We start from the raw sequence: 26408 nt of genomic DNA on the forward strand, positions 1-26408 counted from the left end.
CCATGCCACACATCTTCTGCATCGCCAACCAAAAGGGTGGGGTGGGCAAGACCACCACCACTGTGAATCTGGCCGCTGGTCTCGCCCAGATCGGCCAGCGTGTGCTGATCGTGGACCTGGACCCGCAGGGGAATGCCACCATGGGCTCTGGCGTCGACAAGCGCACCATGGAGCGCAGTGTCTACGACGTCCTGCTGGAAGAGTCCACCATTGCGGAGGCCCGTTCACGCAGCCCCAAGGGCGGCTATGACGTCCTGGGAGCCAACCGTGAGTTGGCCGGTGCGGAAATTGAATTGGTGACCCTGGAGCGTCGGGACCGGCGCCTCAAGACCGCCATCGAGGCGGCTACGCAAGAGTACGACTTCGTGCTCATCGACTGCCCCCCATCATTGAGTTTGCTGACCCTCAACGGGCTCACGTGTGCGCACGGTGTCATCGTGCCCATGCAGTGCGAGTATTTTGCGCTGGAAGGCTTGACCGACCTGGTCAACACCGTCAAGCAGGTGCATGCCAATCTGAACCGGGAATTGCAACTCATCGGCTTGTTGCGCGTCATGTATGACCCGCGCATTACCCTGCAGCAGCAAGTGAGCGAGCAACTCAAAGTGCACTTCGGTGACAAGGTTTTCGATACCGTGATCCCGCGCAATGTGCGTTTGGCCGAAGCACCCAGCTATGGGGTGCCTGGTGTGGTGTTCGATCCGTCCAGCAAGGGCGCGCAGGCCTTTGTGGCGTTTGCCCAAGAGCTGGTTCAACGTGTGAGCCAGGGCCTGACCCAAGCTGGGTGACCTGCGCTACGCCTCCTGCCCCAGGATGCCGTCCAGGCAGCCGAGGAGGGCGGAGACGTCCAGCGGTTTGGTGATGTAGGCCACGAAGCCGCGGTCCTTGGCGGCGTGAATGCGGTCGGGCATGGCATCGGCGGACAGCGCCACCCGCGGCACGTCTTGCAGCGAGGGTTCGGCATCCAGCGCGTCGGCCAGATCAAAGCCACTCATGTCGCCGAGGTGCATGTCGATCAGCATCAGATCGGGCGTGTGCTGGCGAGCCAGTGCCAGTGCGTGCTGCCCATCGCGGCCGACGAGCAGGGTCCACTGCGGACGCAAGGTCATGACCTGTTGGAGCAAGATCACATTGATCTCGTTGTCCTCTGCGTAGAGGAGGGTGGCGGCTCGGGCGGTGGGTGCAGGCGCCACAACGACGGGGTCGGGGGCAGGTAAGGTCGGCTGCACGGCCGCAGGCAGCGTGATGCGGAACGTGCTGCCCACGCCCTTGAGGCTGAGCACGTCGATGTGGCCCTGCATCAAACGGATGAGTCGCTGCACGATGACCAGACCAATGCCGGTGCCATCCACATGGCTGCGTTCGGCGCCCAGGCGGTTGAAAGGCTCGAACAAATGGGCCTGCTGTTGCGGGGTCAAGCCGATGCCCGTGTCCTGAACGCTCACGACGACCTGACCTGCATTGAGGTGCGCGTCGATCCGCACGGTGCCGTCCGCCCGGTTGTATTTGATGGCGTTGCCAATCAGATTGACCAGGACCTGTCGCAGTCGAACACGATCAGCCTGCACGTGACAGCCCTCCGGCAGGTCCGCGATGTCGATGCTGACGTTGCGCTGGCGTGCCAGCTCGCGCAGCAGATCCACGGCGTCGTCCACGATGCATCGGACTTCCTGAGGCTCCAGTGAGAGGGGCAAGTTGCCCGCCTCGATCCGAGACAAGTCCAGCACATCGCCCAGCATGGACAGCAGGTGGTTGCCGGCCTTTTCAATCTGCGCCACATGCTGCTGCTGCGTCGGGCCAAAGACGCCGCCTGTGTCCATGCGCAGCAACTGTGCAAAGCCCAGGACGGCATTCAAGGGTGTTCGCAATTCATGGCTCATGCGTGACAGGAATTCGCTTTTCGCGCGATTGGCCTGCTCTGCAGCAGAAGCGGTGATGACCGCTTGCTCATACTGTTTGCGGTCCGTGATGTCAGCGGTGTAGCCGTACCAGGCCAGCATCCCGTTTTGCTCGCGAAAGGCCAGCCACCGGGTGCCCTTGCTGGGCAGTTGCACGCGGTACTCGTACACGATGGGGTGTTCGAGCTGGATGTTGTCCGGGCGGGTCAGCCCCTTCACGTAGTCAAGGTCCTCCGGATGGATGCGTGTGTAGTGCAGGGTCCAGTCGTAGGGGTCGATGTCGTCGCCCAGTTCGTACAGATGGCGTGCCAGGCTGCTGATGTACTGCAGCTGCGGCTCACCCTGGGCCGGGATGTTGATCTTGTAGAGCACCCCGGGGATGTTGCGGCTCAAGCTCTTGAGCAAGGCGTCTCGCTCGGCCAGCCGCAGGGCCAGTTCATGGCGTGCGGTGACGTCTTGCAGCATGCCGTACCAGACGCGGTGCCCGCGGTCGCTGTGTTGCACGCCCAGCTGAACGGCAATCCAGCGGCGCTGCCCATTGCGCAAAATGATCAGGCAGTCTCCGGCCAGCTCCTTGGCGCCCCCTTCTGCTTCCAGCTCCCACAGCCGAATTTTGTGGACGTGGTCGGGGTGCATGCGGGCCACCACCTGCATGAACAACCCTTCCGGGTCATGACGCAGGGCCGGGTCGATGTCGAACAGGGAAAACAATCGCTCGCTGGCCCAGGGAATGAAGCGGCGCCCATCGGGCAGGCGATCAAGCACCATCAGCCCGCCGGGCACGTGATGGCTCAGGCCGCGCAGGACCTCTTCATGCATCGATGCTTGCTGCCGGAGAACGGCAACTTCGGCGTGTGTGGCTTCGAGCGCTGACTGCAGGCTTTGCAAGTCAGGAGCCGACATGGGTGCGGGAGCTTGCATAGGGTTTGATTATCAAAGCCCGCGGATGTTTTGGGGTGTGTTCACAGGGGTCAGAAACAGAGGACAATCCCTGCCCTATGGCGACCAAGAAAACAAAGGGCCTCGGCATGGGCCTGGAGGCCCTGCTGGGCCCCAAAGTCAGCGACATCGCTCCTTCTGCTCCCGAAGGGGCGCCGACCACCTTGCGGCTCGATTTGATGCAGCCTGGCAAGTACCAGCCTCGTACCCGTATGGACGAGGGGTCGCTGTACGAGCTGGCCGAGAGCATCAAGGCCCAGGGCATCATGCAGCCGATCCTGGTGCGCCCGATCGGTGGTGGTCGCTACGAGATCATTGCCGGGGAACGTCGTTCGCGGGCCGCCAAGTTGGCCGGCCTGACCGATGTGCCGGTGCTGGTCAAGGAAGTGCCCGATGAAGCGGCCGCTGCCATGGCCCTGATCGAAAACATCCAGCGTGAAGACCTCAATCCGCTGGAGGAAGCGCAAGGCCTGCAACGGCTGACCAGCGAGTTTGGTCTGACGCATGAGCAAGCCGCCCAGGCCGTGGGTCGTTCGCGCAGTGCGGCGTCCAACCTCTTGCGTCTGCTGAATCTGGCTGAACCGGTGCAAAGCATGCTGATGGCCGGCGACATCGACATGGGGCATGCCCGTGCCTTGCTGCCCCTGGACAAGGCGCAGCAGATCACGACGGCCAATGAGGTCATCGCCAAAAAGCTCAATGTGCGTGAAGCCGAGAAGCTGGTCGCCAAGGTGCAGGGTGTGGCACGTCAGAAGCCCTTGCTGCGCGTGGCCGCAGACAAGTCGCGCGACGTGGTGCGCCTGGAAGAAGAGCTGTCGGACCTCCTGACGGCAGCCGTGCAGATCCGCATCAAGCGCAAGAGCCTGCGTGGCACCCAAGGCGAGGTCACGATTCAGTTCGGCAGCCTGGATGAGCTGGATGGCCTGATCGAGAAGCTGCGTGCGGGTCGCGGCGAGGCTGACGCCTGAGCGTGATGCCCCGCGTACTGGGCCGATTGCTGCAATGGCCTTTGCCGGCCTTGTGGACGTGGTCTGGGGCCTGGGCCTTGGCCATCGCCTTGCGGGCCTCTGAGGCCCCGTTATGGGCCACGCTGGGCCTGCCGATGGTGCTGGGTGTCTGCGTGACCTGGTTGCCGGGCGTGGCGGACACGTCGTGGCGACGGCTCTTCGTGGCGGGCGGGTTTCCGTTGAGCGTGCTGTTGATGGGGCAGGGCAGTGGGGTGCCGGCTTGGCTGTGGCTGTTGCCCTTACTCTTGTTGCTGGTGGCTTACCCGATGCATGCCTGGCGCGATGCACCGGTGTTCCCCACGCCAGAGGGGGCCTTGCGGACCTTGCCTGTGCATGCCCCCTTGCACGGCGCTTCGCCCAGGATTCTGGACGCGGGGTGCGGCATGGGCGATGCGCTGCGCGAGTTGCATCAGGCGTACCCACACGCCAACCTCGAAGGGGTGGAGTGGAGTTGGCTGTGGCGTGCGGTGGCCGCATGGCGTTGCCGAAGTGCGCGGGTGCGGCGGGGGGACATGTGGGCCGACGACTGGTCGGCCTTTGATCTGGTTTACCTCTTTCAGCGACCGGAGACCATGCCGCGTGCACTGGCCAAGGCGCGCGCCGAGATGCGGCCTGGATCGTGGCTGGTGAGTCTGGAGTTCGCGGCCGTGGACGAAGCCGGGCGCATCTGGCCTGCCGACGCGCACTTCACGCAAGAAGGCGGGCGTCCCGTGTGGGTCTATCGCATGGGGTCAGCACGCCAGGGGTGAGGCGTCTACACTTGCGCTTCCTTCTCGAAAGTTGACATGAGCCAGCCAAGTGACGCGGCGTTGCCGCCCTTTACCTCTGATGAGTTTCGCGCCGCTTTGGGCCAGTTCGCCACGGGCATCACCATCGTGACGGCGCGCGATGCAGAGGGCCGACTGGTGGGGCTCACGGCCAATTCGTTCAACTCGGTGTCGTTGTCGCCCCCCTTGGTGTTGTGGAGTCTGGCCAAGCAGTCGACCTCCATGCCGGGTTTCTTGTCGGCCACGCACTACGCCATCAACGTGTTGGCGGCCGACCAGCGTCTGCTGGCCGAGCGTTTTGCCAGCAAAGGCATTGATCGGTTTGAAGGCACCGCCTGGCACGCAGGTTTGTCGGGGGCGCCAGTCATTGATGGTGCGGTCGCCGTGTTTGAGTGCAGTCATCGCAGTCAGCACGACGAGGGTGACCACGTCATTTTCGTGGGCAAGGTCGAGCATTGCAGCCGCCGCATCGGGGTCGCGCCTTTGTTGTTCCACGGTGGCCGGTTTTTCAGCGATACGCTGAAGTGATCGCGGCCTGTAGCCTCACGCTGCTTCGGCGTCCTGTGCAAGCTTGTCCAGCAGTTTGAGTAGTCTCCCGACGTCCAGCGGTTTGGTCAGGTAGTCGATGAAGCCACGCTCTCGCGCTTCTCGGATCTGGTCGGGCATCACGTCGGCCGACAGGGCCACACGTGGGATGTCGGCCGTTTCAGGCTGACTGGACAGGGCATCGGACACATCCAGTCCGCTCATGTCGCCCAGGTGCATGTCGAGCAACAGCAAGTCGGGCGGGTTGTTCAGCGCGTTGGTGATGGCGTCCTGCCCACTGTGTGCCACTTCGAGTCGCCACTGGGGGCGCATGCGCATGACCTGTCGCACGAGTTCGATGTTGACCACGTTGTCTTCGGCGTACAGCACCACCCGTGCTTGATCGTTGGTGTCGCCGTGGTCGAGTGCGCCAAAGACGGACCGTCCCGTGCGAACGGCCGGTGCCGGCGCCACTTGGCTGACATGCCCCTGGGGCAGCCAGATTCTGAAACTGGTGCCGATGCCGGGTGTGCTGCTGACTTCGATGCGACCTTGCATCAGCTCCAGCAGGCGCTTGACGATGACCAGGCCGATGCCGGTCCCTTCGACGGTGGTTCGCTCTGCGCCGAGACGGTTGAAGGGCTCGAAAAGATGGCTGATCTGCTCCGCGCTCATGCCTTGTCCGGTGTCACTCACCGTGATCACGACATGGCGGTCCAGCGGCAGTGCTTCCAGCATGACACGTCCGCCACACCGGTTGTACTTGATGGCGTTGCTCAGCAGGTTGACCAGGATCTGGCGCAGGCGAACGGGGTCGGCCCGCACGCACAAACCGCTGGCCGGCGGGGCCCCCATGAGTTGCAGGCCCGCGTTGCGTGCCTGGTTCTGGATCAGGTTGAGGGCCTCATCGAACACCGGAGTCAGAGGATGTGCCCCGATGTTCATGGGCAGGCTGCCGGCCTCGATGCGAGACAGGTCCAGCACATCGGTGAGCATGGCCAGCAGATGGGAGCCGGCCTGTTCGATGTGCAGCACTTTTTCTCGCTGCGCGTCATCCAGCGGGTGTTCGGGGTCGACGCGCAGCAACTGTGCAAAACCCAGCATCGCATTGAGCGGTGTGCGCAACTCATGGCTCATGCGGGAGAGAAACTCGGTCTTCGCCTTGCTGGCACGTTCCGCGGCCTTGGCGGAATTCATGGCCTCCTGGGCACGCAGGCGGTCGCTGATGTCTTCGACGGCGGCCACATATTGCTGAGGGGTGCCGAGCTCGTCGCGCAGCAGCGTGACGTGCAGGGAGGTCCATACGGTTTGCCCGTTAGGGCGCACGTAACGCTTTTGCAGGGCGTACTGGCTTTGATAGCCCGCCAGCATGGCGTCCATCTGAGCCTGACTGATGGCGACATCGTCTGGATGGGTGATGTCGATGACGTGCAGGCCCGTCAGGTCATCGCGGCTGCGGCCGGTGATGTCTGCAAAGCACTGGTTGACCTCGATGATGTAGCCCTCCAGGTTCACGCGCGCCAAACCCACGCCGGCGAATTGGAATACGTGTCGGTAATCCAGATCGGAGGGCGATGGCGGTGGAGCGGCAGGGAACAAAGGCTCAGACATCAAGGCGCGCACGTGGAGAGCTTGACCAGAGCGGCAAGCATACTCTGCCTCAGTGCGCCGTGGCGGCCTCTTTATGGGGGGCGTCGGCTCCAGGGCCGTTCAGGTCGATGATGGTGCGATGCCGGCCTTGACGTTTGGCTTCATAGAGCGCGCGATCCGCACGTTCGATGCAGACATCAAGGGGTTCGATGTCCAGATAGGCGGTCAGCCCGGCTGAAAAGCTGACCTGGAGATCGGGCAGACTGGGGATCAGGGGGCCATCCGCCAGGGCGGCGCGGGCCCGCGCCAGCCCCATGTTGGCCAACTCCGGGGTGGTGTCGTTCATGAGCACCAGGAATTCTTCGCCTCCCCAGCGGGCCAGCACATCGGTCTCTCGCAGGGCGCTTTGCAAGATGGCAGCAAAGCGCTTGAGCACTTCATCGCCGATGCCGTGCCCGTGGGTGTCGTTGATGCGCTTGAAGTGATCCAGGTCGACCAGGGCCAGGCAGAAGCGGTGGTAGCCCGAGCGGGCCAGGCGCTTTTGGTGCTGGGCCATGACCTCGCGCATGTGCCGGCGGTTGTACAGGCCGGTGAGCTCGTCGCGTGTGGCCAGGATCTGAATGCGTGTGAGGGCGTGCGCCAGTTCGTTTTTTTGCGCTTGCAGTCGAGCACGCATGTCGCTCAGTTGCGCGGCCAAGGTGGAAATGGTGGGCAGGATGGCCGCGATCAGGATGAAATGCGCAATCTCCACCTGGTACGGGTAATTGGCGGGGTCGGTTGTCGTCTTGTAGATCATGGCGGCGCCCATCAGCGCCAGGGTGTAGGCCCCGGCCATGCGGGAGTCGCGCAGGTTCATGTTGAAAATGCCGAACACCTGCACGAGGGCCAGCAGCATCATCACCGAACCGTGGATGCGGCCCGTGACGGAGTACGCCCCCACGATGATGGTCAGCGCGGCTGCCACCTGGGGCAGGGTCAAAGCCGGGTCGCTGAAACGCAGGTTCAGACCTGAGCGCAGCACCACGTACCAAAACAGGATGTTGGCCAAGATGACCAGCGACAGGGGCCACGCCTGCGCCGGATCCATGAACCCAGATTCACAGGCATAGACCTGCAGGCCAATGCAGGCCAGAAAGACGTAAGCAGCCGTCAGCGAACGCGAGATGCGCACTTGCTGCTTGCGGTCCTTGCTCAGGACGAACTCTTTCAGGCGTTGGTACATGGTGACGTCTGGCAAAAAGGGCTGCCACTCAAGGGACATTTCGGCCTGGGTCCATGCGGCTTGAGTCGCTGTGGTGTGATCTGGTGCACGGCGCAGCCGTCATTGGGGGCCATGGATACCCTTGCATTCAAAAAAAGTGAATAAAGGCGTGAAGTCCGTGCAATCTCAAGCGTGATGCCCTTCTTTAACCTGACAGCTTGTCACGGGGCTGTGTGTTGCCACCCTCAACTGGAAGCAAAGACTCATGAAATCGTCCGCTCCTTCTTCTGCTCGTTACAGCTTCGTTGCCATCGTGCTGCACTGGGTCTTGGCTCTAGCCATCCTGAGTGCCTTCGTGGTCGGGGTTTACGTGGAGGACCTGCCCTTGTCACCCGCCAAGCTCAAGATCATCAATTGGCATAAATGGGCCGGTGTCACGATTTTGTTTTTGTCGGCCCTTCGCCTGGTGTGGCGACTGACCCACCGGCCGCCAGCCTTGCCCGCGTCCATCGAGCAGGCCATGCCGGGCTGGCAGCGCGCGGCTTATCACGGCACGCATCACCTGATGTACGCCTTGTTTTTCATCGTGCCGCTGATGGGCTGGGCTTACAGCTCCGCCAAGGGCTTCCCGATCGTGTGGTTTGGTGTGTGGCCCTTGCCTGACCTCGTTTCACCGAACCCGGATCTGGCCAAGGTGCTCAAAGAACTGCACGAGCTGTCGGCCTTGGGGCTGATGGGCCTGGTGGGTCTGCATGTGGCGGCCGCACTGAAGCATCAGTTTGTGGACCGTGATGGCTTGCTGGACCGGATGCGTCCAGGCCGTTGAACGCATTTTTTGTTGAAAGGAGCATCGCATGCTGTCTCGTCGAAATGCATGGTTGTCGGTCGCGGCCCTGGTGGGTGCGGTGCTGGCTGGGCCATCCGCGTGGGCTGCAGGCCAAGCCTTGATCCCGGCCCGCAGTGAGGTCACCTTTGTGGCCAAGCAGTTGGGCGTGCCCCTGCAGGGCCGCTTCAAGGTGTTTGCGGCGCAGACCAGTTTTGACCCCAAAGCCCTGGCCCAAAGCCAGATTGCGTTTCAGTTGGACCTGGGCAGTGTGGCGCTCAATGCCGATGCCGACACCGAGTTGCGCAAGCCGGACTGGTTCAACACCGTGAAGTTTCCGAAGGCGACCTTCCAGTCCTCAGCCATCAAGGCCGTGGGGGCGGGCAAGTTTGAAGTGGCCGGCAAGCTGGTCATCAAGGGCGTCAGCCGCGATGTGGTGATTCCCGTGCAATTGACGCAAGCGCAGGGCGTGAGCCTGGCCACGGGTGGCTTTGCGCTCAAGCGCCTGGATTTCAAGGTGGGGGAGGGCGATTGGGCCGACACCTCCATCGTGGCCAACGACGTGCAAGTGCAGTTCAAGCTGGCGCTGCAAGGCATCCCGGCACTCTGATTCGTTTTTCTGTCTGGCGCAACTCGCGCCTCTTTTCCCTCTTCAGGAGATTTCAATGAACCGTCATGTGATTGCTTCCGTTCTGGCTGCTTCGACCCTGGCCGCTGTGGGCGTGGCCCAAGCCGCTCCCGCAACCTATTCGATTGATCCCACACACACCTTCGTGACGTTCGAGGTCAAGCACTTTGGCACGTCGACCAACCGGGGCCGATTTGACAAAAAGGCCGGCACCGTCACACTGGACAAGGAAGCCAAGATCGGTTCGGTGGACATCACCATCGAAACAGGCTCGATCAACACCGGTACCGGTCCCTTCGATGCGCACCTGAAGAGCAAGGACTTCTTCAATGCGGAAGCCTTCCCCCAAGCCACGTTCAAGAGCACCAAGTTCATCTTCAATGGTGACAAGGTGAGCCAGGTGGTGGGTGACCTGACCCTGTTGGGCAAGACCCAGACGGTGGTGCTGTCGGCCAACAACTTTGGTTGCTATCAGAACCCCATGCTCAAGCGCGAAGTGTGCGGCGGCGACTTTGAAACCACCATCCAGCGCGCCAACTTCGGCATGGAGTACGGTATTGCCTACGGCATCCCCAACGACGTGAAGCTGATCATCCAGGTTGAAGCGGTCAAGCAGTAAGACCGGGTGACAAGAAGGCCTGCAGCACAGCGTGCAGGTCTTGTTGCTTGAACGGTTTGGGGAGATGGCCATCCATGCCCGCATCGCGGCATCGCGCCAGATCCCCTTCCAGCGCATTGGCCGTTAGCGCAATGACGGGCTTGGGCAGATGTTGCTGAGACTGCTCCCAGGCACGCAGACGTCGGGTGGCCTCCAGCCCATCGAGCTCCGGCATCTGGCAGTCCATCAGGACCATGTCGAATGCGCCGTGATCAGCCTGCAAGGCGCGCAAGGCGGCATGCCCGTTGTCCACCCGTGTGACCTGCATGCCGATTTGCACCAGCGCGGCTTCGGCCACGAGTGCGTTGACCGGGTTGTCTTCGGCCAGCAGCACATGACCTCGCAGCGTGCTGGGGTCGCTGGCGACAGGTGGTTGGGGGGGCGCGCTGCTGGGAGCCAGTTCCAGTGACGCGGTCGGCAGGGGCAGGGTCAGCGTGAAGGTGGAGCCCACGCCAGGGGTGCTGGTACAGGTGATGTCCCCGCCCATGGCGCGTGCCAGTTCACGGGAAATGGCCAAGCCCAGGCCCGTGCCTTGCTGGCGCTTGCCGGATTCGGCCTCGATCTGATGAAACGGCTCGAAGATCTTGTCCAGCTGGTCGGCTGCCATGCCGATCCCGCTGTCTTCCACCGTCAGCTGCATCATCGCGTCGGGCTGCTGCGAGGCGCGTTGTACGGTGAGCAGGACTTGCCCGGCCTCGGTGAACTTGATGGCGTTGCCCAGCAGGTTGTGCAGCAGTTGACTCAGGCGTGTGGGGTCGCCCTCGATCAGGCAGGGGCTGGGCAGATCAATGTGTGCGCCCAGCGTGAGACCTTTTTCCTTGGCCCGGACATCCTGCAAGGCCAGGACCTCGCGCAGCGTGGCCTGCGCATCGAAGCTGCGGTGGTCGATGCGAAGCTTGCCGGCCTCGATTCGGGCGAAGTCCAGCAAGTCGTTGATCAGGCCCAGCAGGTGTTCCCCGGTGTGCTCGATGAGTGACAACTGCCCCTCAGCTTCGCATCGCAGGGACTCAGGGGCCTGTGCCAGCTGCTGTTGGACCAGTTGGGTCACGCCCAAAATGCCGTGCAGCGGGGTGCGCATCTCGTGGCTCATGGTGGCCAGAAACTGGTCCTTGATGGCGCTGTGGTGCTGGGCGGCCTGCAACGCTTGTGCGCGCTCCTCGGCCAGATCGTCATAGGTGTAGCGCAGCCAGAGCAGTTCACTGATGCGGCGCTCGGTTCGGCGCGCTTCAATGGTCATCAGCAGGCCCAGGATCAGCACACCACCTCCGCCGAACAAGCCATAGGCATCTTGTCGGGCCAGCAGCATGATGATGGCCGGTGCCAGCAAGGGGATGTTCATGGCCAGGCTGGGCCATGCATGGGCTTGCAAGGTCAGGGTGTTGAGCGCGCAGGAGGTGGCCAGCACCGTGACGATGAGGCTGGAGGCCACCATGCTGTTCATGGGTTGCCACCAACCCGCCAGGCCCCAGGCCAAGCCCTGCAGTCCGCAGACCACCGTCAGGCTGATGAGCCAACCTTTGTGTGCAGGGGATGGCGCCCGACGCCACGCCAGGGTGTGCCCGACCCGGATGAGCGCACCTGCCGCGCACAGCAAGACCCAGATCGTGGCGTAGGGCCACTGCTCGGAGTGATGCAGCAGGGCCGCAAAGGCGATGGCCACGGCACATCCGGCCAGATTCAGGGGCAGGGCGGATGCCAGCAACAAACGCATCCGCTCGACGCGGATTTTGTCGCGCCAGGCGGGCAGGATCGCTCCTGTGGACTTCGCCTGGCCAGATCGATGATCAGAGGCTGCGGCATGGGTGGACAGCATCTGGCCTTTATCGCCGATTTCTGCCCTCCCCCATAAGAGGGTCTGTGGATCTTCCCCCTTAAGTCAGTGGGGGAGATTGAGGCAAAAGCACAACCGGGTCAGGCACCGTGACGCCGGCGGGCTAGCCCCAAGCCTAGTAGCCCCAGCCCCATCAACGCGTAGGTGGCCGGTTCGGGAATGCTGGGGATCGGGTCAACGGGGCCGGAGATGTCACCGTCGCCGGGTGGGGTGTAGGTACGGTAGGCATCTAGGCCGATGTACTCGTCCGTCGCCAGCCGAAGCGAGACCGTTCCTGTTCGACTGGCGTCGAGCAGATTGGTGAAGTCCAGGCGGAAGGCGTGGGAGAAGCTCTGGCTGAATGCGGTGCCTGTCGCGTCGGACGATGACATGTATTGTGTGCCGCCCAGCGAGGCCTCCACGTTGGACCCGGTCAGCGTGCTCCCGATGGGGTTGCCACTGTCGTCGCTGATGGCCGCGCCACTTGTCTCAACGAGTGCGATGCTGACCGAGGGCCCCCAGCCAGTGCGGCTGAATGTCCAACTGTCAAAACCTGCGGTTTGGAGCGCAGCATGGACCGCTGTGCTGTCCACACTGGTTTGGCCTGCAATCGTGCCCGTGAGGATCAGAGCGGTGTTGGGCGTCAGGGTGAATTGTCCTTCCCCATCCGTCCACGGTGCGAGCAGGGTGATGGCGCCATTGGGCATGGCCGATCTGTACACGGTGTAATCGCTGGCGGACGGCGTGCCCAACAACTGTGACAAGGTGACTTGCGTATGCAGCGTGAGGCCATCGGGCGAGCCTGAGGCGGTCAGCGTGCCGCCATTGATGTCATAGGTGCTGCTCAGTGCGGACGATGGCAGCAGGCTGTTGGTGTATTGGGGGCCAAGGTACGTGGGACCGCTCTCGGTCCATTCGGCATTCGTGGTACCCAGAATGCCCCGGGTCTCCCAGGTGACGCCAGCGGCCATGCCATCGTTGGGGGTCAGGTCGACCACCTGGACACGCAGATTGCTCACGCTGATCGAGCTACTGTAAACAACGCTGTCGCTGGATTGCGCTTGCGCGGCGCAAGACAGCGCGGCCAGCACGGTGCATACAAACGGACGGACGAGCCAAAACTGGCCCGCATGAACCCTACGCAACATGATCTCTCCTGAAATTGATGTTTGTCCCCCATGCTGCGGGAGGCAGCGAGGGGGCGTCAATCAACCGGATAGGGGGTGGATCGTGTAACGATGGTCGATATGCCGATCAGCCCTCAGTGGGGTTCAGGTTGAGGCGTTCACAGACGCGCATGGTGGCCATCTGGAACGATTGAAAATGCAAGCCAACCCGGTGAGCAATGGGGGCCAGCCCTTCCCAGATGTCTTCGGGATCCGGGATGCCGGCAGGATTGAGCAGCAATTGATCCACGGCGGCGCCGATGGCCAACAGCTTTTGGACATTTGGACGCTCCAGCATCCAATGGTCATCGCTGGCAGATCGTGCGCGCACCGTATCGGAGACATCGCGAGACAAACCCCAAGCCTGACAAAGGGCCGCGCCCAAGGCGGAGTGGCTGACGCCAAAGGCCTCGACTTCGGCCGAGCAGAGACGGGCTTCGTCCCCGTCATCGTTGTCCAGCGCGGCATAGCGCTCTCGGTCATAGGCAAACAGTACCGCGCGGCCGCTCTCGGCAAACAGGCCTGACGTGTGTGCCGCCCAGGGGTCGACATCCAGTTGGCGGGCGATGCGCCCCATGGCCAAGCCGCGCACACCGGCACGGTCCCAGATGAGTTGCAGCAGGGGGCTGGGCGGGAAGGCGCCTCGCAGGCCGATCTCGTAGGTCAGGCCGGCCACCTGTGACATGCCCAGATACCGGATGCCTTCGTGAACGGTTTCCACGCGTTTGAGCAGTCCGAACAGCGCCGAGTTGACGGTTCGCACCACGGCCGACGACAAGGCCATGTCCGTCTCGATCAAGGCGGCCAACTGGTCGATGGAGCTGTGCTCGTCAGCCATCAGCAGAGACAGGCGGACAAGCGTTTGCGGGCAAGCAGGCAGGTCGATGTTGAGGTTGCGCAGTTGCGGATCGATGCTCATGGCGGACGCCTGAAGAATGTGTTTCGCACAGAGTCTAGGCCCAGTCCTGCTTGCCGGAAAGCCAATACACCCTTGCGAGACGCGGCATTCTGCCGAATCTGACGCTCAGCGCATCAGACGCGGCATGGCCGACACAGGGTTTTAGCGAGGAATGAAACGGCGGCGTGTGCCGCGCCCCGTGACACCGCGTGCCAGGCCTTGCTCGCGGCGGAAGGCGCTGGGCGGCATGCCCTTCCAGCGACGGAAGGCTTCGATGAAGGTGGTGACATCGGCGTAGCCCAGGCGCGTGGCGATTTCGCCGTGCGTCAGGTCGGCGGTGGCCATCAATTCTTCGGTCAGGGTGGAGCGCACCTCTTCCAGCAGGCTGCGGAAGGTCACGCCTTCTGCGGTCAGGTGACGGCGCAAGGTGCGCGAGGTGACGCGCATCTCGGCGGCAATCTCTTCCATGTCCGGAATGTGGCCCGGGGTTCGCAACAGGCGGTTGCGCACCGTATCGGCCATGCCGCTTCGGATGCTGCGGGCTTCGACCAGCTTGCGGCACATGGCTTCACACATTTGTGCGGTGTGCTCGTTGGCCTGCGGCAGGGGGGAATGCATGACGGCGGCATCCAGCAGGCTGCGGTCATGAGACTGATCAAACAAGGGGCGGATGCCAAAGACCTGGGTGTACGCATCGACCAGCTCAGCCGTGGGCTCGGGCCTTTGCATCATGATCACGTTGTAAGGAACGGGCTTGCCCAGGAGTTCACGCTGCAGCGTGATGGCGGCTGAACGGTCGCGGTCCAGGATGAACTGGCGGACGTCTTCCGGCAAATGCTCGCTGGCGAGGGTAATTTGGACTTGGTTCCCCACCTGCTCGACCTTGTGTGTGGTGAGGCTGAAGGTCTGATTCAGCATGCGTGAGCCCATGCTGAACGCATCGCCCAAGGTCGGACTGCTCAGAACCGCATAGCCCCACAGGCCATAGGTGGTGATGTGATATCGCGTGCCGGCCTGCAGTCCCAGCGTCGGGACGTGGGGCAGGGCCTGCAGCAGATTGCGGATCAGCTGGATTTCCTGGCTGGCTTCGATTTCGCCTTCGCCCTGTTCCAGTTGCGCGGGCGAGATCTGTGTACCAGCCAGCAGCGCATCTAGCGAGGCGCCGTGATCACATCCCAATTGGACCAAGACTCTGGCGGTGGCAATGCCACGGCGGAAATCCCACTGGTTTTTGGCTGATGCACGCGATGGCATGACGCTCCCAAGATGTTCTTCGAAACTGACAATTGATTATGTCCGTCATCGACATCTGCAAGGCGTTCTTAACCCCAGAATCGCTACAAATTATGGGACTAATTCTGGATTTTGCGACATTCTGAGGAATCTTTACGGATGATGGCCAGCCCCTTGAGGTACTCGCCTTCCGGAAAGGTCAGTGTTGTTGGGTGATCGCTGGTGGCTTCCAGTCGGCGCAGCAGGTAGCCGTCGACGCCCGCATCCATGCCAGCCCCCGCCACGATCTTGTGGAACAACTCGCCGCCGATGCCACCCGAGCACGAGAAGGTCAGCAGCAGGCCACCTGGGTTGAGCAGGCGGAAGGCCAGTCGGTTGATGTCCTTGTACGCGCGGCTGGCGCGGTCGGCGTGCGCGGCGCTGGGCGCGAACTTGGGCGGGTCGAGCACGATGGCGTCAAAGGTGCGGCCCTCCTTGATGAAGTGACGCAGGGTGCCGTTGACGTCGGCGTCGAGCGCAGTGTGAGCGCTCGCTTCGTAGCCATTGAGCGTGACGTGGGCGCTGGCGCGGGCCAGGGCGGGACCCGAGGAGTCCACACTGGTCACGTCGGTGGCGCCCCCCTCCAGGGCCGCCACGCTGAAGCCGCCGGTGTAGCTGTAGCAGTTCAGCACGGTCTTGCAACCCAGTTGACGGACCAGCTTGGCAAACAGGCCGCGGTTGTCACGTTGGTCGAGGTAGTAGCCGGTTTTGTGGCCTTCGGCGACATCCAGGGTCAGCTTCCAGCCGTTTTCGTGGATGACGACTTCGGTGGCGCGGCGGCTGCCGTCAGCCGTGTCAGGGTGGCGCAGCCAGCCGGTCACGGCGGGCAGACCTTCGAGGTTGCGCACCCCCGAGTCAGAGCGCTCGTACAGATAAGGGCAACCGGTGGCCGCCACCAGCGCATCGGCGATGACGTCTTTCCAGCGCTCGGTGCCGGCGCTCAGGAACTGGGCCGACAGCACGTCGTCGTATTGGTCCACGATCAGGCCTGGCAGACCGTCGGCTTCGCCATGGATGAGGCGGATGCCGTTGGAGTCGATGCCCAGGCGACGGCGCATTTGCACCGCAGCCTCGACCTTGCGCTGGAAAAACTCGGCGTCGATGCGCTCGGCTTCATCAAAGCTCCAGGCGCGCACGCGGATCTGGGAGCTGGGGCTGTAGGCCGCCCAAGCCAGGAAGCGCCCGGCGGCGTCTTGCACGCGCACGGTTTCGCCCGGGTCTGCACTGCCCTTGGCGACGCTGCCCTGGAAGATCCAGGGGTGACGACGCAGCATGGAGCGCTCTTTGCCTTCGCGCAGGGTGATGACTTTCATGGCAGAACTCGGGAGAAAAAAGAAAGGGTCGATTGTCCCCGATGCCGTGGGCCTTGTCAGGACTTGCGGCGGGCGCGGGGATGGGCCGCGTCGTATACCTTGGCCAGGTGCTGGAAGTCCAGCTTGGTGTAGACCTGTGTGGTGGTGATGTGGGCATGGCCCAGCAGTTCTTGCACGGCACGGAGGTCGCCGCTGGATTGCAACAGGTGGCTGGCAAAGCTGTGGCGCAGCATGTGCGGGTGCACGTGGGTGGGCAAGCCGGCTTCTTGCGCGAGTTGCTTGAGTCGGTTGCGCAACTGGGCGGCGGTGAGGCGGCGCCCCTGCCGGCTGATGAACAAGGCGGGCACCAACGGGGCGATGAGGCTGGCGCGCACGTCCAGCCAGGCGTGCAGCGCCCTCAAGGCAGCGGCGCCCACGGGGACGGTGCGGCGTTTGTGGCCTTTGCCCAGCACGTGGGCCTCGGCCCCTGGGAGGTCGATCCAGCCAGCGGCTTGGGGGCCGCTGACCACGTCCAACCCCAGTAGTTCGGCGCTGCGCAGGCCGCTGCTGTAGAGCAGTTCGATCATGGCGCGATCGCGCGCGGCCAGCCAGGGCGCCTCACGCTCGGCGCGCGTGGCCGCTGCGGCTGAGCTGGCGGTGGCCACCGGATCCTGGGGTTGATGCTCGGCCAGGGTCACGGCCTGATCGACCGACAAAGCCTTGGGCAGAGGCTTGGGGGCTTTGGGGGGCTTGATGCCATCTGCCGGGTTCAGCGGCGCCAGGCCTTCACGCCCCAGCCATTTGAACAAGCCCCGCCAGGCCGCAAGGGTGATGGCCAGACTGCGGGGCCCCAGTCCTTGCGCATGCAGTCGGGCAATCCAGCCGCGCACGTGGTGGGGCTTGAGGGCCGCCAGTTCGAGCTGCTCTTTCTCGCAGAAGGCTTGGAGGCGCGCGAAGGCGTCGCCGTACATCGCCAGGGTGCGATCTGCCAGACGCCGTTGCACCCGGAGGTAGTCCAGGTGCTGGGCGATCAGGAGGTCGGGGTTGCGCATGCGTGGAGAAGTTGCCTGCGCAACAGACGTCAGGCCAGCAAACGGGCCAGCGCTGCACCGGCGATGTCGCCCACCTGCTGCAGGAAGTCCACGCCCATGTCGGCGGTGTAACGAGTGGGGTCGGGCGAACCCAGCACCAGCAAGCCAAAGCAATGGCCTTCGTGGTGCAGCGGGATCAGTGCCAGCGACGTGATGCTGGCGCTGTCGGGCAGCCATTTGCTGGCTTCAAAACCCGAGTTCAGCCCACAGTATGGCTGGCTCAGGCTGCTGGCGAAGCTGTGCACATCGTCACTGACGCTCAGGGTGCTGGTCAGGTCGGTCACGTCCTGGCGCAGGGGGTGCGTGGAAGTGCCCCACAGTCGCACCGCGGTTTGCGGGATCAGGAAAATGTCGCTCAACTCGGTTTGCAGCACGTCGGGTAGCGCACGGTCGTCATGGGCGAGCAACACGGCGCGTACCCACTGGTGCAGGCGGTGGGCGATGGCCTCGTTGTCCTGACCGTGACGAATCATCTCGATGATGCGCTTTTCCAGTCCGCGGATCTTGTCGCGCAGCATCTCCATCTGGCGCTCTTGCAGCGACACGGCGCGTTGGCCATGAGGGCTCACCAGCTGGATGGACGACAGCAACTGGGCGTTGCGTTCGAAAAAGCCCGGGGTGTGCACCAGGTAATTGGCAATCTCGTCTTCGGTGATGCCTTGCAGGGTCATGGGGGAATCGCTCACAGTTCAGGAACCTCGATCTCGCCTTCAAACACCGTGACGGCGGGACCGGTCATCCATACGGGGGTGCCGGGACCTGCCCAGCTGATGGTTAGGCGACCGCCGGGCATGTCGACATCGACCGTGCCATCCAGCCAGCCCAATCGGATGCCTGCCACCACGGCGGCGCAGGCGCCCGAGCCACAGGCCAGGGTTTCGCCAGAGCCGCGTTCGTACACGCGCAGGCGAATGTGGCTGCGGCTGACCACTTCCATGAAGCCGGCGTTGACGCGGCGGGGGAAACGGGCGTGCGCTTCCACTTGCGGCCCGAGCTCGTCGACCGGCGCGTGCTCGGTGCTGTCCACACGCATGACGGCATGCGGGTTGCCCATGGACACCACCGCCACATCCACCGGATGGTTGGCCAGTTGAATGGGCCACAGCTCGCAGCCGTTGACCAGCTTGGGCGTCAGGCCGGTGGCATCGAACGGCACCTCGGCGGGCACCAAGAAGGGCGCCCCCATGTCGACGGTGACCCGACCATCGGCTTGCAGACGTGGCTCGATGATGGCCTTCATGGTCTGCACGCGGATCAGGTCCTTCTGGGTCAGACCCTTGTCATGCACAAAGCGGGCAAAGCACCGGGCACCGTTGCCGCACTGTTCGACTTCACCACCGTCCGCATTGAAGATGCGGTAGGTGAAATCGGTGCCGCGCGCCGCATCACCGGGTTCGACGACCAGGATCTGGTCAGCCCCGATGCCAAAGCGCCGATCGGCGATGAAACGGTACTGGGCCGTGCTCAAGGGCAGGGGCTCGCGGGTGGCGTCGAGCACGACAAAGTCGTTGCCCGCACCATGCATCTTGGTGAAACGCAGCTTCATGGCGGGGATTATCCGTCGCAATCGCTGCGCGCGTGGCGCGCCCGGATCAATACAGGCCTGGCTCGCCGGGTGGGCGCGTCTTGAAACGCTTGTGAACCCACAGGTATTGCGCCGGCTGCTTGAGGATTTCGTTTTCGATGAAGCGGTTGAGGGCGGCCGTATCGGCTTCCACGTCTTTGGTGGGGAAGTCGTGCAGGGCAGGCATGAATCGCACGCGCCAGCCCTGGCCGTTGGGCAGCAACTCGGTGATGACCGGCTGCACCACCATGTTCAGCAGGCGCGCCATGCGGGACGGCGCCAGCAAGGTGGCGGCCTGCACGCCGAAGAAGGGCACAAAGGCGGCGTCCTGCATCCCGAAGTCCATGTCGGGAAGATTGAAGAAGCCGCGTCCATCCTTGATGGCGCGCAGCAGCGGCTTGATCGAGTCCTGACGAGGAAAGATCTCGGCATTGCCGAAACGCAGACGGCCCCGCTTCATCATCTTGTCCATCAGGGGATTGCTCTGCGATTGGTAGATCGAGGCCCCGGGGCGCTTCTGGCACAGCAGGATGGCTGCACCGGCCACGTCCAGACCGACGAAGTGCGGGCACAGCCACATGGTGGCGCGGCCCTCGGTCTGGTACACCCGTTCGGCCAGCTCGATGTCGCCCTCAATGTGGATCAGGCGCTGGATGCGAGCAGGTGAGGCCCACCACAGCACAGCCCGGTCCAACAGGCTTTGCGTGAGCCATTGGAAGTGCTGGCGCAGCAAGTGTTCGCGGTCGGCCAGCGGCATGTCGGGAAAGCACAGTTCGAGGTTGCGCAGGCCGACCTTGCGACGTGAACCCGCCAGCCGGTAGAGCACGGCGCCCAGTCCGCGAGCCATCGCGGCCAGAACAGGCAGGGGCAACCAGTGCAGCAGCCACAAAAAAGCCAGAGCCAGTCGGATACCGAGGTCGCTCATGATTGCCCCTCTCCGCTGGCCGAGGTCAGGATGTCGGCGCGAGGGCCCTTGTAGCGGTTGTAGCCCCACAGGTACTGCTCGGGTGCTTGCATGATCATTTCTTCCATGAGCCGGTTGATGGCGGCGGCGGATTGTGCCGCATCGCCTTGGGCCAGCAGGTGTTCGATGTCCGCCGGGACGCGGCGGGCGTGGACCACGTAGTCACAGCCTTGGCGCAGCCGGTTCAGCCAACTCAGGCGTTCGCCCCGCAGCAAGATCACTGCGCAGCCGGTCTGGGCCACCAGTTTGGCCGCCATGGTCATCGTGTAGGCATCGCGGCCGAAAAACGGCGCCCACGTCCCCATGCCCTCTGGTGGCACCTGATCGGGCAGGATGCCCACGGTGTCGCCCTTTTTGAGGGCGCGCAGCATCTGGCGCACGCCAGCCAGGGTGGCGGGGCTGGTCAGCATGCCGGGACGGTTGCGGGCACTTTTGAGCATCTCGGCCAGCCAGGGCTGCTTGGCAGGACGGTACAGCGCGGTGATGGGCTTTTCGGCGCCGAATCGATCGGCATAGGCCTGTGCCGTGATTTCAAAGCAGCCCAGATGCGGCGTGACCACCATCAGACCATGGCCTTCTGCCAAGGCTTGTTCGACCGCCTCGACATGCTCCCAGCGCACGCTGCGACCCAGGGCCTGGTCGCGCGGTCGGCCCCACAGGCGGGGCAATTCGCCCACCATCTTGCCGGCGTGGGCCACCGCCTGCCAGCGCTGCCAGCGTGTCAGGCCTGCCAAGCGCGCGTGAGCGACCAGGCGGTGCCGGTACGACGGGGACAGCAGGTAAGCCAGCCAGCCCATCACGCTGCCGATCAGGTGCAGCACAAACAGGGGCCAGCCAGACAGCAGGAAAAACAGTCGGGCCATGAAACGGGGTTGCCAAGCGCACGAGCGCGGGTAGGCCGCATTCTGCCCGAGACGTCGCGGACCTGTCTCCTGGCGTGGATCGGCCTTGATCTATGCCTAACTTGTCATAAAGCCACCATCTTCTTGAGGTTGTTTCGCTGACTGATTTGGCGCCGATCCACTACACTTGCATCCATCGCCGAGTTAACAGGACAACTTGCGGGGCGATTCACAAATGCCGCTAAAGCGTTCGCCGCTGCCCAGAGTGATGACTCCCAGCCCCGGCGACGCCGAGGTCAGTGAACTTTTTTCTGGAGCACACAGCGTGTCGAACGATTACCTCTTTACCTCCGAGTCGGTCTCGGAAGGCCACCCCGACAAGGTTGCCGACCAGATCTCCGATGCCATCCTCGACGCCATCCTGGCGCAGGACCCGCTCTCTCGTGTTGCCGCCGAAACCCTGACCAACACCGGTCTGGTCGTGCTGGCCGGTGAAATCACCACGCAAGCCAACGTCGACTACATCCAGGTGGCGCGTGACACCATCAAGCGCATCGGCTACGACAACACCGAGTACGGCATCGACTACAAGGGTTGCGCCGTGCTGGTGGCGTACGACAAGCAGTCGAACGACATCGCCCAAGGTGTGGACCGCGCCAGCGACGACTACCTGAACATCGGCGCCGGTGACCAAGGCCTGATGTTCGGTTACGCCTGCCAGGAAACACCGGAACTGATGCCGGCCGCCATCTATTACGCCCACCGTCTGGTGGAGCGTCAGGCTCAGTTGCGCAAGGATGGTCGGCTGCCTTTCCTGCGCCCGGACGCCAAGGCCCAGATCACCCTGCGTTATGTGGACGGCAAGCCCACGTCGATTGACACCGTGGTGCTGTCGACCCAGCACAGCCCCGATCAGTCGGAAACCGCCACCAAGATGAAGGACAGCTTCTATGAAGCCGTCCGCGAAGAGATCATCAAGCCCGTGCTGCCCCAAGAGTGGCTGACGGCGGACACCAAGTACCTGATCAACCCGACCGGTCGTTTCGTGATCGGTGGCCCGCAAGGTGACTGTGGTCTGACCGGCCGCAAGATCATCGTGGACACCTACGGCGGCGCCTGCCCGCATGGCGGCGGCGCCTTCTCGGGCAAGGATCCCACGAAGGTGGACCGTTCGGCTGCTTACGCCGCGCGCTATGTGGCCAAGAACGTGGTCGCTGCGGGCCTGGCCAAGCAGTGCCAGGTGCAGGTGGCGTACGCCATCGGTGTAGCGCGCCCCATGAACGTGACCATCAACACCTATGGCACCGGCGTCATCGCCGACGACGAGATCGCCAAGTTGGTGAACGCGCACTTCGACCTGCGTCCCAAGGGCATCATCCAGATGCTGGACCTGCTGCGCCCCATCTACTCCAAGACGGCGGCGTACGGCCACTTTGGTCGCGAAGAGCCCGAGTTCACCTGGGAGCGTACTGACAAGGCGCAAGCTCTGCGCGATGCGGCTGGCCTCCAGGGCTGACCGCGTTTCTGTGCACAATCAAAGGCCGCTTTCAGCGGCCTTTTTTTCATTGCGGGGAATCGACCATGATGACGCGAACACGGGGATGGGAAGTGGCCTGGCTGGCGGCGATGCTGGTGGGCCTGGGCTGGTCCTGGCACGGGGCCTTCGATCCAGGCGTCTGGGCCATGGAGGTGTTTCCGGTGTTCGTGGTGGTGCCCCTGCTGGCCTTCACGCGCACCCGCTTTCCATTGACGCCGTTGGTGTACGGCCTGATCCTGGTGCACGCCTTCATCCTCATGGTGGGGGGACATTACACCTACGCACGCGTGCCCCTGGGCTTTTGGGTGCAGGACTGGCTGGACCTGAGCCGCAATCACTACGACCGCTTGGGGCACCTGGCGCAAGGTTTTGTGCCCGCCATGGTGGCCCGAGAAATCCTGCTGCGGCGGACGCCTTTGAAGCCGGGCAAATGGCTGTTCTTCCTCGTGACCTGCGTGTGCCTGGCCATCAGTGCCTGCTACGAGTTCATCGAGTGGGGGGCGGCGCTGGCGCTGGGTCAGGGCGCCGACGAATTTCTGGCCACGCAAGGTGACCCCTTTGACACGCAGGCCGACATGTTCATGGCCTGGGTCGGGGCTATGGCCGCTCAGTTGCTGTTGTCACGCTGGCAAGCGCGGCAGCTTGGGGTCTTGGCGGGCCACGCGGTCGGTGTTTAGGCGAAACACGCTGACCACCTGGGTCAGGTGATCGGCCTGTTGACGCAGGCTGGCGGCCGCCGCGGCCGACTCTTCCACCAGGGCGGCGTTCTGCTGGGTCATGTTGTCCAGCTGGGTCACGGCTTGGTTGACTTGCGAGATGCCGTCGCTTTGCTCCGCTGCCGAGGTGCTGATTTCGGCCATCGTGTCGGTGACCCGCTGAATGGCCGTGACGATGTCTTGCATGGTCATCCCTGCGTCAGACACGAGCCGCGCTCCGGCATCGACCTTTTCGGTCGAATCCACGATCAGTGACTTGATCTCCTTGGCGGCCTCTGCCGAGCGTTGCGCCAAGCTGCGCACCTCTGAGGCCACCACGGCAAAGCCGCGACCTTGCTCGCCCGCACGGGCGGCTTCCACCGCAGCGTTCAGCGCCAGGATGTTGGTCTGGAAGGCAATGCCATCGATCACCCCAATGATGTCAGCGATCTTGCGGGATGCGTGGGCAATGCCATCCATGTTGGCGACCACCTGCGCCACCACCTCGCCGCCCCGCTGCGCTGCATCCGATGCAGAGGTGGCCAGCTGGTTGGCCACCCGGGCCGAGTCGGCCGTTTGCCGGACGGTGCCGGTCAGCTCCTCCATGGACGAAGCGGTTTGCTCCAGATTGGACGCCGTTTGCTCGGTGCGAGACGAGAGATCCTGGTTGCCCGAGGCAATTTCGGAGGATGCCGTGGCAATGCTGTCGGTGGAGTGCCGGATGTCACCCACCAGGTTCACCAGTGAAGCGGCCATGCCCTGCAGCGCCAGCAGCATTTGCCCCACCTCGTCTTCACGGTCGACGCGAACCTGTACGGTGAGGTCACCCTCGGCGATCCGCTGCGTCACTTCTGCCGCATGGGCCAGGGGCAACTTGATCGAGCGGATCAGCACATTGGCCCCCACGATCACCCCGATCAAGACCACCACGATCATGCCGGCCGCCATGGCCACCGTGCTGCGGCGCGCATCGGCGATCTGGGCTCGCAATGCTACGCCTTGCTCTTCCTGCATTGTGGCAAAGGCATACAAGGCCTTGGTGTACACGTCCACGGCAGGAACAAATACCTCGTTGAATTCTTTCTGTGCGCCCGCTTCGTCGCCAGCAGCCTTGAACTCGGACACCTTCTTGTGTGACCCGAGTACCTTGGCGCGCGCCTCCCCAATCAGTCGAATTTGCGTGCGATCGGCTTCGGTCAGGTCCATGGCTTCGATCTGCTTCTTGAGCCCGGTGATGTGCTCAATGATCTGATCGTTCATGGGTTTGAAGTGCGCCCCCACAGCTGGGTCTTTGCTCAGCACGGCGGCGGTGGCGCGCGCAATGGTCAGCTCAGACAGCCGGGCCCATTCCTGCACAGCCTTGAGCCGTTCAGCGGCTTGCGTCATTTGTACTTCAGCGACCTTTTGTGTGGATGCGGACCGCCAGCCCGCAAACAACACAATGCTGACCAAGGCCACGATCAAGAGGCCAACAGCCACCCACAGGCGGCGAGCGATAGAGAGTTGGTTGAAACGCATCACGATATCTCCGTAGGCTCCCTAAACGCACTGTGTTGTGTATGGATCAGTCGTTCAGTAGGCGAAACACATTGACGTGTTGCCGTAGCTGATCGGCCTGGCCGCGCAAACTCGCCGCGGTGGCGGCCGATTCTTCGACCAGTGCCGCATTTTGCTGCGTCATCTGATCGAGCAAGCCCACCGACTGGTTGATTTGGCCAATGCCGGCACTTTGCTCGGCTGCGGCCGAGGTGATTTGCCCGATGACATCGGTGACCCGCATCACGGAGGCCACGATGTCCTGCATGGTCTGTCCGGCGTTCTCGACCAAACGCGAACCTGATTCCACCTGTTCGACCGAGGCGCCAATCAGTGACTTGATCTCGCGAGCGGCTTCGGCTGAGCGCTGCGCCAACGAGCGCACTTCGCCGGCGACGACCGCGAAGCCGCGACCTTGCTCACCTGCGCGAGCGGCTTCCACCGCAGCGTTCAGAGCCAGGATGTTGGTCTGGAAGGCAATGCCGTCGATCACCCCGATGATGTCGCCAATCTTGCGAGAGGCTTGCGCGATGCTGTCCATGTTGGCCACCACCGCGTTCATGACTTCGCCGCCACGGCTGGCGGTTTCAGAGGCCGAGCCCACCAGCGCATGTGCCTGCTGGGCCGCTTGAGCGGATTCGTGCACGTTGTCGGTCAGTTGCACCATGGATGATGCAGTTTGCTGCAAGTTGGCCGACGTTTGTTCTGTTCGGTTGGACAGGTCCATGTTGCCCGCCGCAATCTCGCTGGAGGCGGTGTAAATGCCTTCCGAGGTCTGGCGAACATCCCCCACCAGGCGGTTGAGCGAGTCAGCCAGGTCTTGCAGGGAGCCCAGCAATTGACCGATTTCGTCGTAGTGACCCGGGTCAATCTTCACCGTCAGGTCGCCTGCAGCCAGGCACGAGGCGGTCTGCATGGCCAGATTCAGGCGTGCGCGGATGGATCGGATCAGCACAAACGCGCCAGCCACCATGATGCTGATCACGGTCAGACCCATGATGGCGGCCAGCGTGACGGTGCGGCTACGCTCGTCTGCGATCTGGTGGCGATAGTCGATGGCTTCTTGTGGCTGCATGGCCGCAAACGTGCGCAGCGTCTGAGCGTGGGCCTGCAAGGCCGCCATCACTTTGGGGCCATCACCCGACTTGATGGCCTGATCCAGCGCTTGCTTGGCCTGATCGGCCCGAGACAGGGCCTCGCGGTCATCGCTGTTGAGTGCCAAGGCATCCAATTGTTGGCGTAAACCGGCAATGTCCTTGTCCAGCGCGGCTTGCTCTGTCGCGAGCGTCGTGCTCAAGGGGCTGTCGCCGGCCAAGCCGGCGCTGACGGCACGGTTGGCGGCCACCTCGCTGAGGTTGGCCCATTTTTGCCCTGCGCTGAGCTTGGCGTCCAGTTCCTCAAAATGGGCCTCGGAGCGGGCCTTCAGCCCTGCCGTCCGCACACCCGAAAACCCGACAATGAACACGTTGCAGAAAATCAGGAAGGCAACGCCTGCCCACAATTTTTGAGCTGTGCTGAGATTCTTCAGGCTCATGACTTCTGAGGCTCCAGGTTTCATTCCGAGAAATGCACGGGTTTAGTGCATATCGGCTGCAACAGTGAGATCTTGAACAGGCAACAACCCTGAGAAAAAAATCGCGGGACACGGGCTTTTGAGGACGAGAACCCGCGCCGAAAGCCCTACGATGAGAGGCCTTGTCAGCTT

At 63.2% G+C, this 26408-nt stretch carries 24 protein-coding genes; 9 read left to right on the plus strand and 15 right to left on the minus strand.

From position 1 onward, the window contains the following. Positions 1-2 precede the first annotated feature (2 nt). Entirely contained in the window at positions 3-788 is a 786-nt protein-coding gene (locus ACOYNB_RS00495; protein WP_422837155.1) for a ParA family protein, read from the plus strand. A 6-nt stretch (positions 789-794) separates the two neighbouring features. Here ACOYNB_RS00495 and ACOYNB_RS00500 read toward each other — a convergent pair whose 3' ends face one another. Further along, a complete protein-coding gene (locus ACOYNB_RS00500) occupies positions 795-2819 on the minus strand; it encodes an ATP-binding protein (protein ID WP_422837156.1) in 2025 nt (674 codons plus the stop codon). 77 nt (positions 2820-2896) lie between these two features. Here ACOYNB_RS00500 and ACOYNB_RS00505 point away from each other — a divergent pair, with 77 nt between their 5' ends. From ACOYNB_RS00505 to ACOYNB_RS00515, 3 genes are read left to right on the plus strand one after another with little or no spacing between them, the layout of a single operon-like run. Then, a complete protein-coding gene (locus tag ACOYNB_RS00505) occupies positions 2897-3805 on the plus strand; it encodes a ParB/RepB/Spo0J family partition protein (protein WP_422837157.1) in 909 nt (302 codons plus the stop codon). A 5-nt stretch (positions 3806-3810) separates the two neighbouring features. Beyond that, positions 3811-4593: a class I SAM-dependent methyltransferase gene (locus ACOYNB_RS00510; RefSeq protein WP_422837439.1), complete on the plus strand. Its 783-nt coding sequence runs from the start codon at positions 3811-3813 to the stop codon at positions 4591-4593. A 36-nt stretch (positions 4594-4629) separates the two neighbouring features. Next, positions 4630-5139 (plus strand): flavin reductase family protein, encoded by a 510-nt coding sequence (locus ACOYNB_RS00515; RefSeq protein ID WP_422837158.1) that lies wholly within the window; start codon positions 4630-4632, stop codon positions 5137-5139. 15 nt (positions 5140-5154) lie between these two features. On the opposite strand, the gene ACOYNB_RS00520 is transcribed toward ACOYNB_RS00515, so the two are convergent. Both ACOYNB_RS00520 and ACOYNB_RS00525 read right to left on the minus strand, forming a co-directional pair. After that, positions 5155-6747 carry an ATP-binding protein gene (locus ACOYNB_RS00520; protein WP_422837159.1) on the minus strand — a complete coding sequence of 531 codons (1593 nt, stop codon included), beginning with the start codon at positions 6745-6747 and terminating at the stop codon, positions 5155-5157. A gap of 49 nt (positions 6748-6796) precedes the next feature. Continuing rightward, complete coding sequence (locus ACOYNB_RS00525) at positions 6797-7948, minus strand: GGDEF domain-containing protein (RefSeq protein WP_422837160.1); 1152 nt, start codon at positions 7946-7948, stop codon at positions 6797-6799. A gap of 244 nt (positions 7949-8192) precedes the next feature. Between ACOYNB_RS00525 and ACOYNB_RS00530 the strand changes: the two genes are divergently transcribed. Genes ACOYNB_RS00530 through ACOYNB_RS00540 form a run of 3 tightly spaced genes read left to right on the plus strand, consistent with a single transcriptional unit; the run spans position 8193 to position 9997 of the window. Continuing rightward, the gene (locus ACOYNB_RS00530) at positions 8193-8753 is read left to right on the plus strand and encodes a cytochrome b (protein ID WP_374257085.1); all 561 of its coding nucleotides are present in this window, start codon (positions 8193-8195) and stop codon (positions 8751-8753) included. A gap of 28 nt (positions 8754-8781) precedes the next feature. Then, positions 8782-9360, plus strand: coding sequence for a YceI family protein (locus ACOYNB_RS00535; protein ID WP_422837161.1), 579 nt, complete (start codon positions 8782-8784; stop codon positions 9358-9360). 55 nt (positions 9361-9415) lie between these two features. Further along, positions 9416-9997: a YceI family protein gene (locus tag ACOYNB_RS00540; RefSeq protein WP_422837162.1), complete on the plus strand. Its 582-nt coding sequence runs from the start codon at positions 9416-9418 to the stop codon at positions 9995-9997. On the opposite strand, the gene ACOYNB_RS00545 is transcribed toward ACOYNB_RS00540, so the two are convergent. The 10 genes from ACOYNB_RS00545 to ACOYNB_RS00590 form a co-directional block, all read right to left on the minus strand. Continuing rightward, complete coding sequence (locus tag ACOYNB_RS00545) at positions 9987-11849, minus strand: ATP-binding protein (protein WP_422837163.1); 1863 nt, start codon at positions 11847-11849, stop codon at positions 9987-9989. The two genes, ACOYNB_RS00540 and ACOYNB_RS00545, sit on opposite strands and share 11 nt — an antisense overlap. Positions 11850-11947: 98 nt before the next feature. Beyond that, positions 11948-12994, minus strand: a complete 1047-nt coding sequence (locus ACOYNB_RS00550; protein ID WP_422837164.1) for a PEP-CTERM sorting domain-containing protein — start codon at positions 12992-12994, stop codon at positions 11948-11950. Between the two features lie 106 nt (positions 12995-13100). Next, complete coding sequence (locus ACOYNB_RS00555; RefSeq protein ID WP_422837165.1) at positions 13101-13931, minus strand: HDOD domain-containing protein; 831 nt, start codon at positions 13929-13931, stop codon at positions 13101-13103. Positions 13932-14072: 141 nt separating this feature from the next. After that, positions 14073-15164: an AraC family transcriptional regulator gene (locus ACOYNB_RS00560; protein ID WP_422837166.1), complete on the minus strand. Its 1092-nt coding sequence runs from the start codon at positions 15162-15164 to the stop codon at positions 14073-14075. Positions 15165-15262: 98 nt separating this feature from the next. Next, positions 15263-16495 (minus strand): class I SAM-dependent rRNA methyltransferase, encoded by a 1233-nt coding sequence (locus ACOYNB_RS00565; protein WP_422837167.1) that lies wholly within the window; start codon positions 16493-16495, stop codon positions 15263-15265. A 56-nt stretch (positions 16496-16551) separates the two neighbouring features. After that, complete coding sequence (locus ACOYNB_RS00570) at positions 16552-17526, minus strand: tyrosine recombinase XerC (protein ID WP_422837168.1); 975 nt, start codon at positions 17524-17526, stop codon at positions 16552-16554. A gap of 29 nt (positions 17527-17555) precedes the next feature. Continuing rightward, positions 17556-18236: a DUF484 family protein gene (locus ACOYNB_RS00575; RefSeq protein ID WP_422837169.1), complete on the minus strand. Its 681-nt coding sequence runs from the start codon at positions 18234-18236 to the stop codon at positions 17556-17558. Between the two features lie 11 nt (positions 18237-18247). Then, positions 18248-19111 (minus strand): diaminopimelate epimerase, encoded by an 864-nt coding sequence (gene dapF, locus ACOYNB_RS00580; RefSeq protein WP_422837170.1) that lies wholly within the window; start codon positions 19109-19111, stop codon positions 18248-18250. A gap of 46 nt (positions 19112-19157) precedes the next feature. Continuing rightward, a complete protein-coding gene (locus ACOYNB_RS00585; RefSeq protein WP_422837171.1) occupies positions 19158-20054 on the minus strand; it encodes a lipid A biosynthesis acyltransferase in 897 nt (298 codons plus the stop codon). Next, on the minus strand, positions 20051-20956 hold the full coding sequence (locus ACOYNB_RS00590; protein WP_422837172.1) for a lysophospholipid acyltransferase family protein: 906 nt from the start codon (positions 20954-20956) through the stop codon (positions 20051-20053). The genes ACOYNB_RS00585 and ACOYNB_RS00590 overlap by 4 nt, the downstream gene beginning before the upstream one ends. Before the next feature lie 304 nt (positions 20957-21260). Between ACOYNB_RS00590 and metK the strand changes: the two genes are divergently transcribed. Both metK and ACOYNB_RS00600 read left to right on the plus strand, forming a co-directional pair. After that, positions 21261-22451: a methionine adenosyltransferase gene (metK, locus tag ACOYNB_RS00595; protein WP_422837173.1), complete on the plus strand. Its 1191-nt coding sequence runs from the start codon at positions 21261-21263 to the stop codon at positions 22449-22451. Between the two features lie 65 nt (positions 22452-22516). After that, complete coding sequence (locus ACOYNB_RS00600; protein ID WP_422837174.1) at positions 22517-23149, plus strand: DUF2238 domain-containing protein; 633 nt, start codon at positions 22517-22519, stop codon at positions 23147-23149. On the opposite strand, the gene ACOYNB_RS00605 is transcribed toward ACOYNB_RS00600, so the two are convergent. Further along, a complete protein-coding gene (locus tag ACOYNB_RS00605) occupies positions 23093-24685 on the minus strand; it encodes a methyl-accepting chemotaxis protein (RefSeq protein ID WP_422837440.1) in 1593 nt (530 codons plus the stop codon). The genes ACOYNB_RS00600 and ACOYNB_RS00605 overlap by 57 nt on opposite strands. A gap of 46 nt (positions 24686-24731) precedes the next feature. Continuing rightward, positions 24732-26237 carry a methyl-accepting chemotaxis protein gene (locus ACOYNB_RS00610; RefSeq protein WP_422837175.1) on the minus strand — a complete coding sequence of 502 codons (1506 nt, stop codon included), beginning with the start codon at positions 26235-26237 and terminating at the stop codon, positions 24732-24734. Positions 26238-26408: the final 171 nt, after the last annotated feature.

It is taken from the genome of Aquabacterium sp. (genome assembly GCF_049317225.1).
Lineage (GTDB): Bacteria > Pseudomonadota > Gammaproteobacteria > Burkholderiales > Burkholderiaceae_C > Aquabacterium.

Coding starts and splice junctions, on each gene's coding strand:
- ACOYNB_RS00560 (WP_422837166.1), bottom strand. CDS start 15,164: ATGCCATCGCGTGCATCAGCCAAAAACCAGTGGGATTTCCGCCGTGGC.
- ACOYNB_RS00550 (WP_422837164.1), bottom strand. CDS start 12,994: ATGTTGCGTAGGGTTCATGCGGGCCAGTTTTGGCTCGTCCGTCCGTTT.
- ACOYNB_RS00605 (WP_422837440.1), bottom strand. CDS start 24,685: ATGCGTTTCAACCAACTCTCTATCGCTCGCCGCCTGTGGGTGGCTGTT.
- ACOYNB_RS00530 (WP_374257085.1), top strand. CDS start 8,193: ATGAAATCGTCCGCTCCTTCTTCTGCTCGTTACAGCTTCGTTGCCATC.
- ACOYNB_RS00510 (WP_422837439.1), top strand. CDS start 3,811: ATGCCCCGCGTACTGGGCCGATTGCTGCAATGGCCTTTGCCGGCCTTG.
- ACOYNB_RS00535 (WP_422837161.1), top strand. CDS start 8,782: ATGCTGTCTCGTCGAAATGCATGGTTGTCGGTCGCGGCCCTGGTGGGT.
- ACOYNB_RS00500 (WP_422837156.1), bottom strand. CDS start 2,819: ATGCAAGCTCCCGCACCCATGTCGGCTCCTGACTTGCAAAGCCTGCAG.
- ACOYNB_RS00585 (WP_422837171.1), bottom strand. CDS start 20,054: ATGAGCGACCTCGGTATCCGACTGGCTCTGGCTTTTTTGTGGCTGCTG.
- ACOYNB_RS00520 (WP_422837159.1), bottom strand. CDS start 6,747: ATGTCTGAGCCTTTGTTCCCTGCCGCTCCACCGCCATCGCCCTCCGAT.
- ACOYNB_RS00575 (WP_422837169.1), bottom strand. CDS start 18,236: ATGACCCTGCAAGGCATCACCGAAGACGAGATTGCCAATTACCTGGTG.
- ACOYNB_RS00540 (WP_422837162.1), top strand. CDS start 9,416: ATGAACCGTCATGTGATTGCTTCCGTTCTGGCTGCTTCGACCCTGGCC.
- ACOYNB_RS00610 (WP_422837175.1), bottom strand. CDS start 26,237: ATGAGCCTGAAGAATCTCAGCACAGCTCAAAAATTGTGGGCAGGCGTT.
- ACOYNB_RS00525 (WP_422837160.1), bottom strand. CDS start 7,948: ATGTACCAACGCCTGAAAGAGTTCGTCCTGAGCAAGGACCGCAAGCAG.
- ACOYNB_RS00565 (WP_422837167.1), bottom strand. CDS start 16,495: ATGAAAGTCATCACCCTGCGCGAAGGCAAAGAGCGCTCCATGCTGCGT.
- ACOYNB_RS00515 (WP_422837158.1), top strand. CDS start 4,630: ATGAGCCAGCCAAGTGACGCGGCGTTGCCGCCCTTTACCTCTGATGAG.
- ACOYNB_RS00570 (WP_422837168.1), bottom strand. CDS start 17,526: ATGCGCAACCCCGACCTCCTGATCGCCCAGCACCTGGACTACCTCCGG.
- ACOYNB_RS00505 (WP_422837157.1), top strand. CDS start 2,897: ATGGCGACCAAGAAAACAAAGGGCCTCGGCATGGGCCTGGAGGCCCTG.
- ACOYNB_RS00555 (WP_422837165.1), bottom strand. CDS start 13,931: ATGAGCATCGATCCGCAACTGCGCAACCTCAACATCGACCTGCCTGCT.
- ACOYNB_RS00600 (WP_422837174.1), top strand. CDS start 22,517: ATGATGACGCGAACACGGGGATGGGAAGTGGCCTGGCTGGCGGCGATG.
- ACOYNB_RS00590 (WP_422837172.1), bottom strand. CDS start 20,956: ATGGCCCGACTGTTTTTCCTGCTGTCTGGCTGGCCCCTGTTTGTGCTG.
- dapF (WP_422837170.1), bottom strand. CDS start 19,111: ATGAAGCTGCGTTTCACCAAGATGCATGGTGCGGGCAACGACTTTGTC.
- ACOYNB_RS00545 (WP_422837163.1), bottom strand. CDS start 11,849: ATGCTGTCCACCCATGCCGCAGCCTCTGATCATCGATCTGGCCAGGCG.
- ACOYNB_RS00495 (WP_422837155.1), top strand. CDS start 3: ATGCCACACATCTTCTGCATCGCCAACCAAAAGGGTGGGGTGGGCAAG.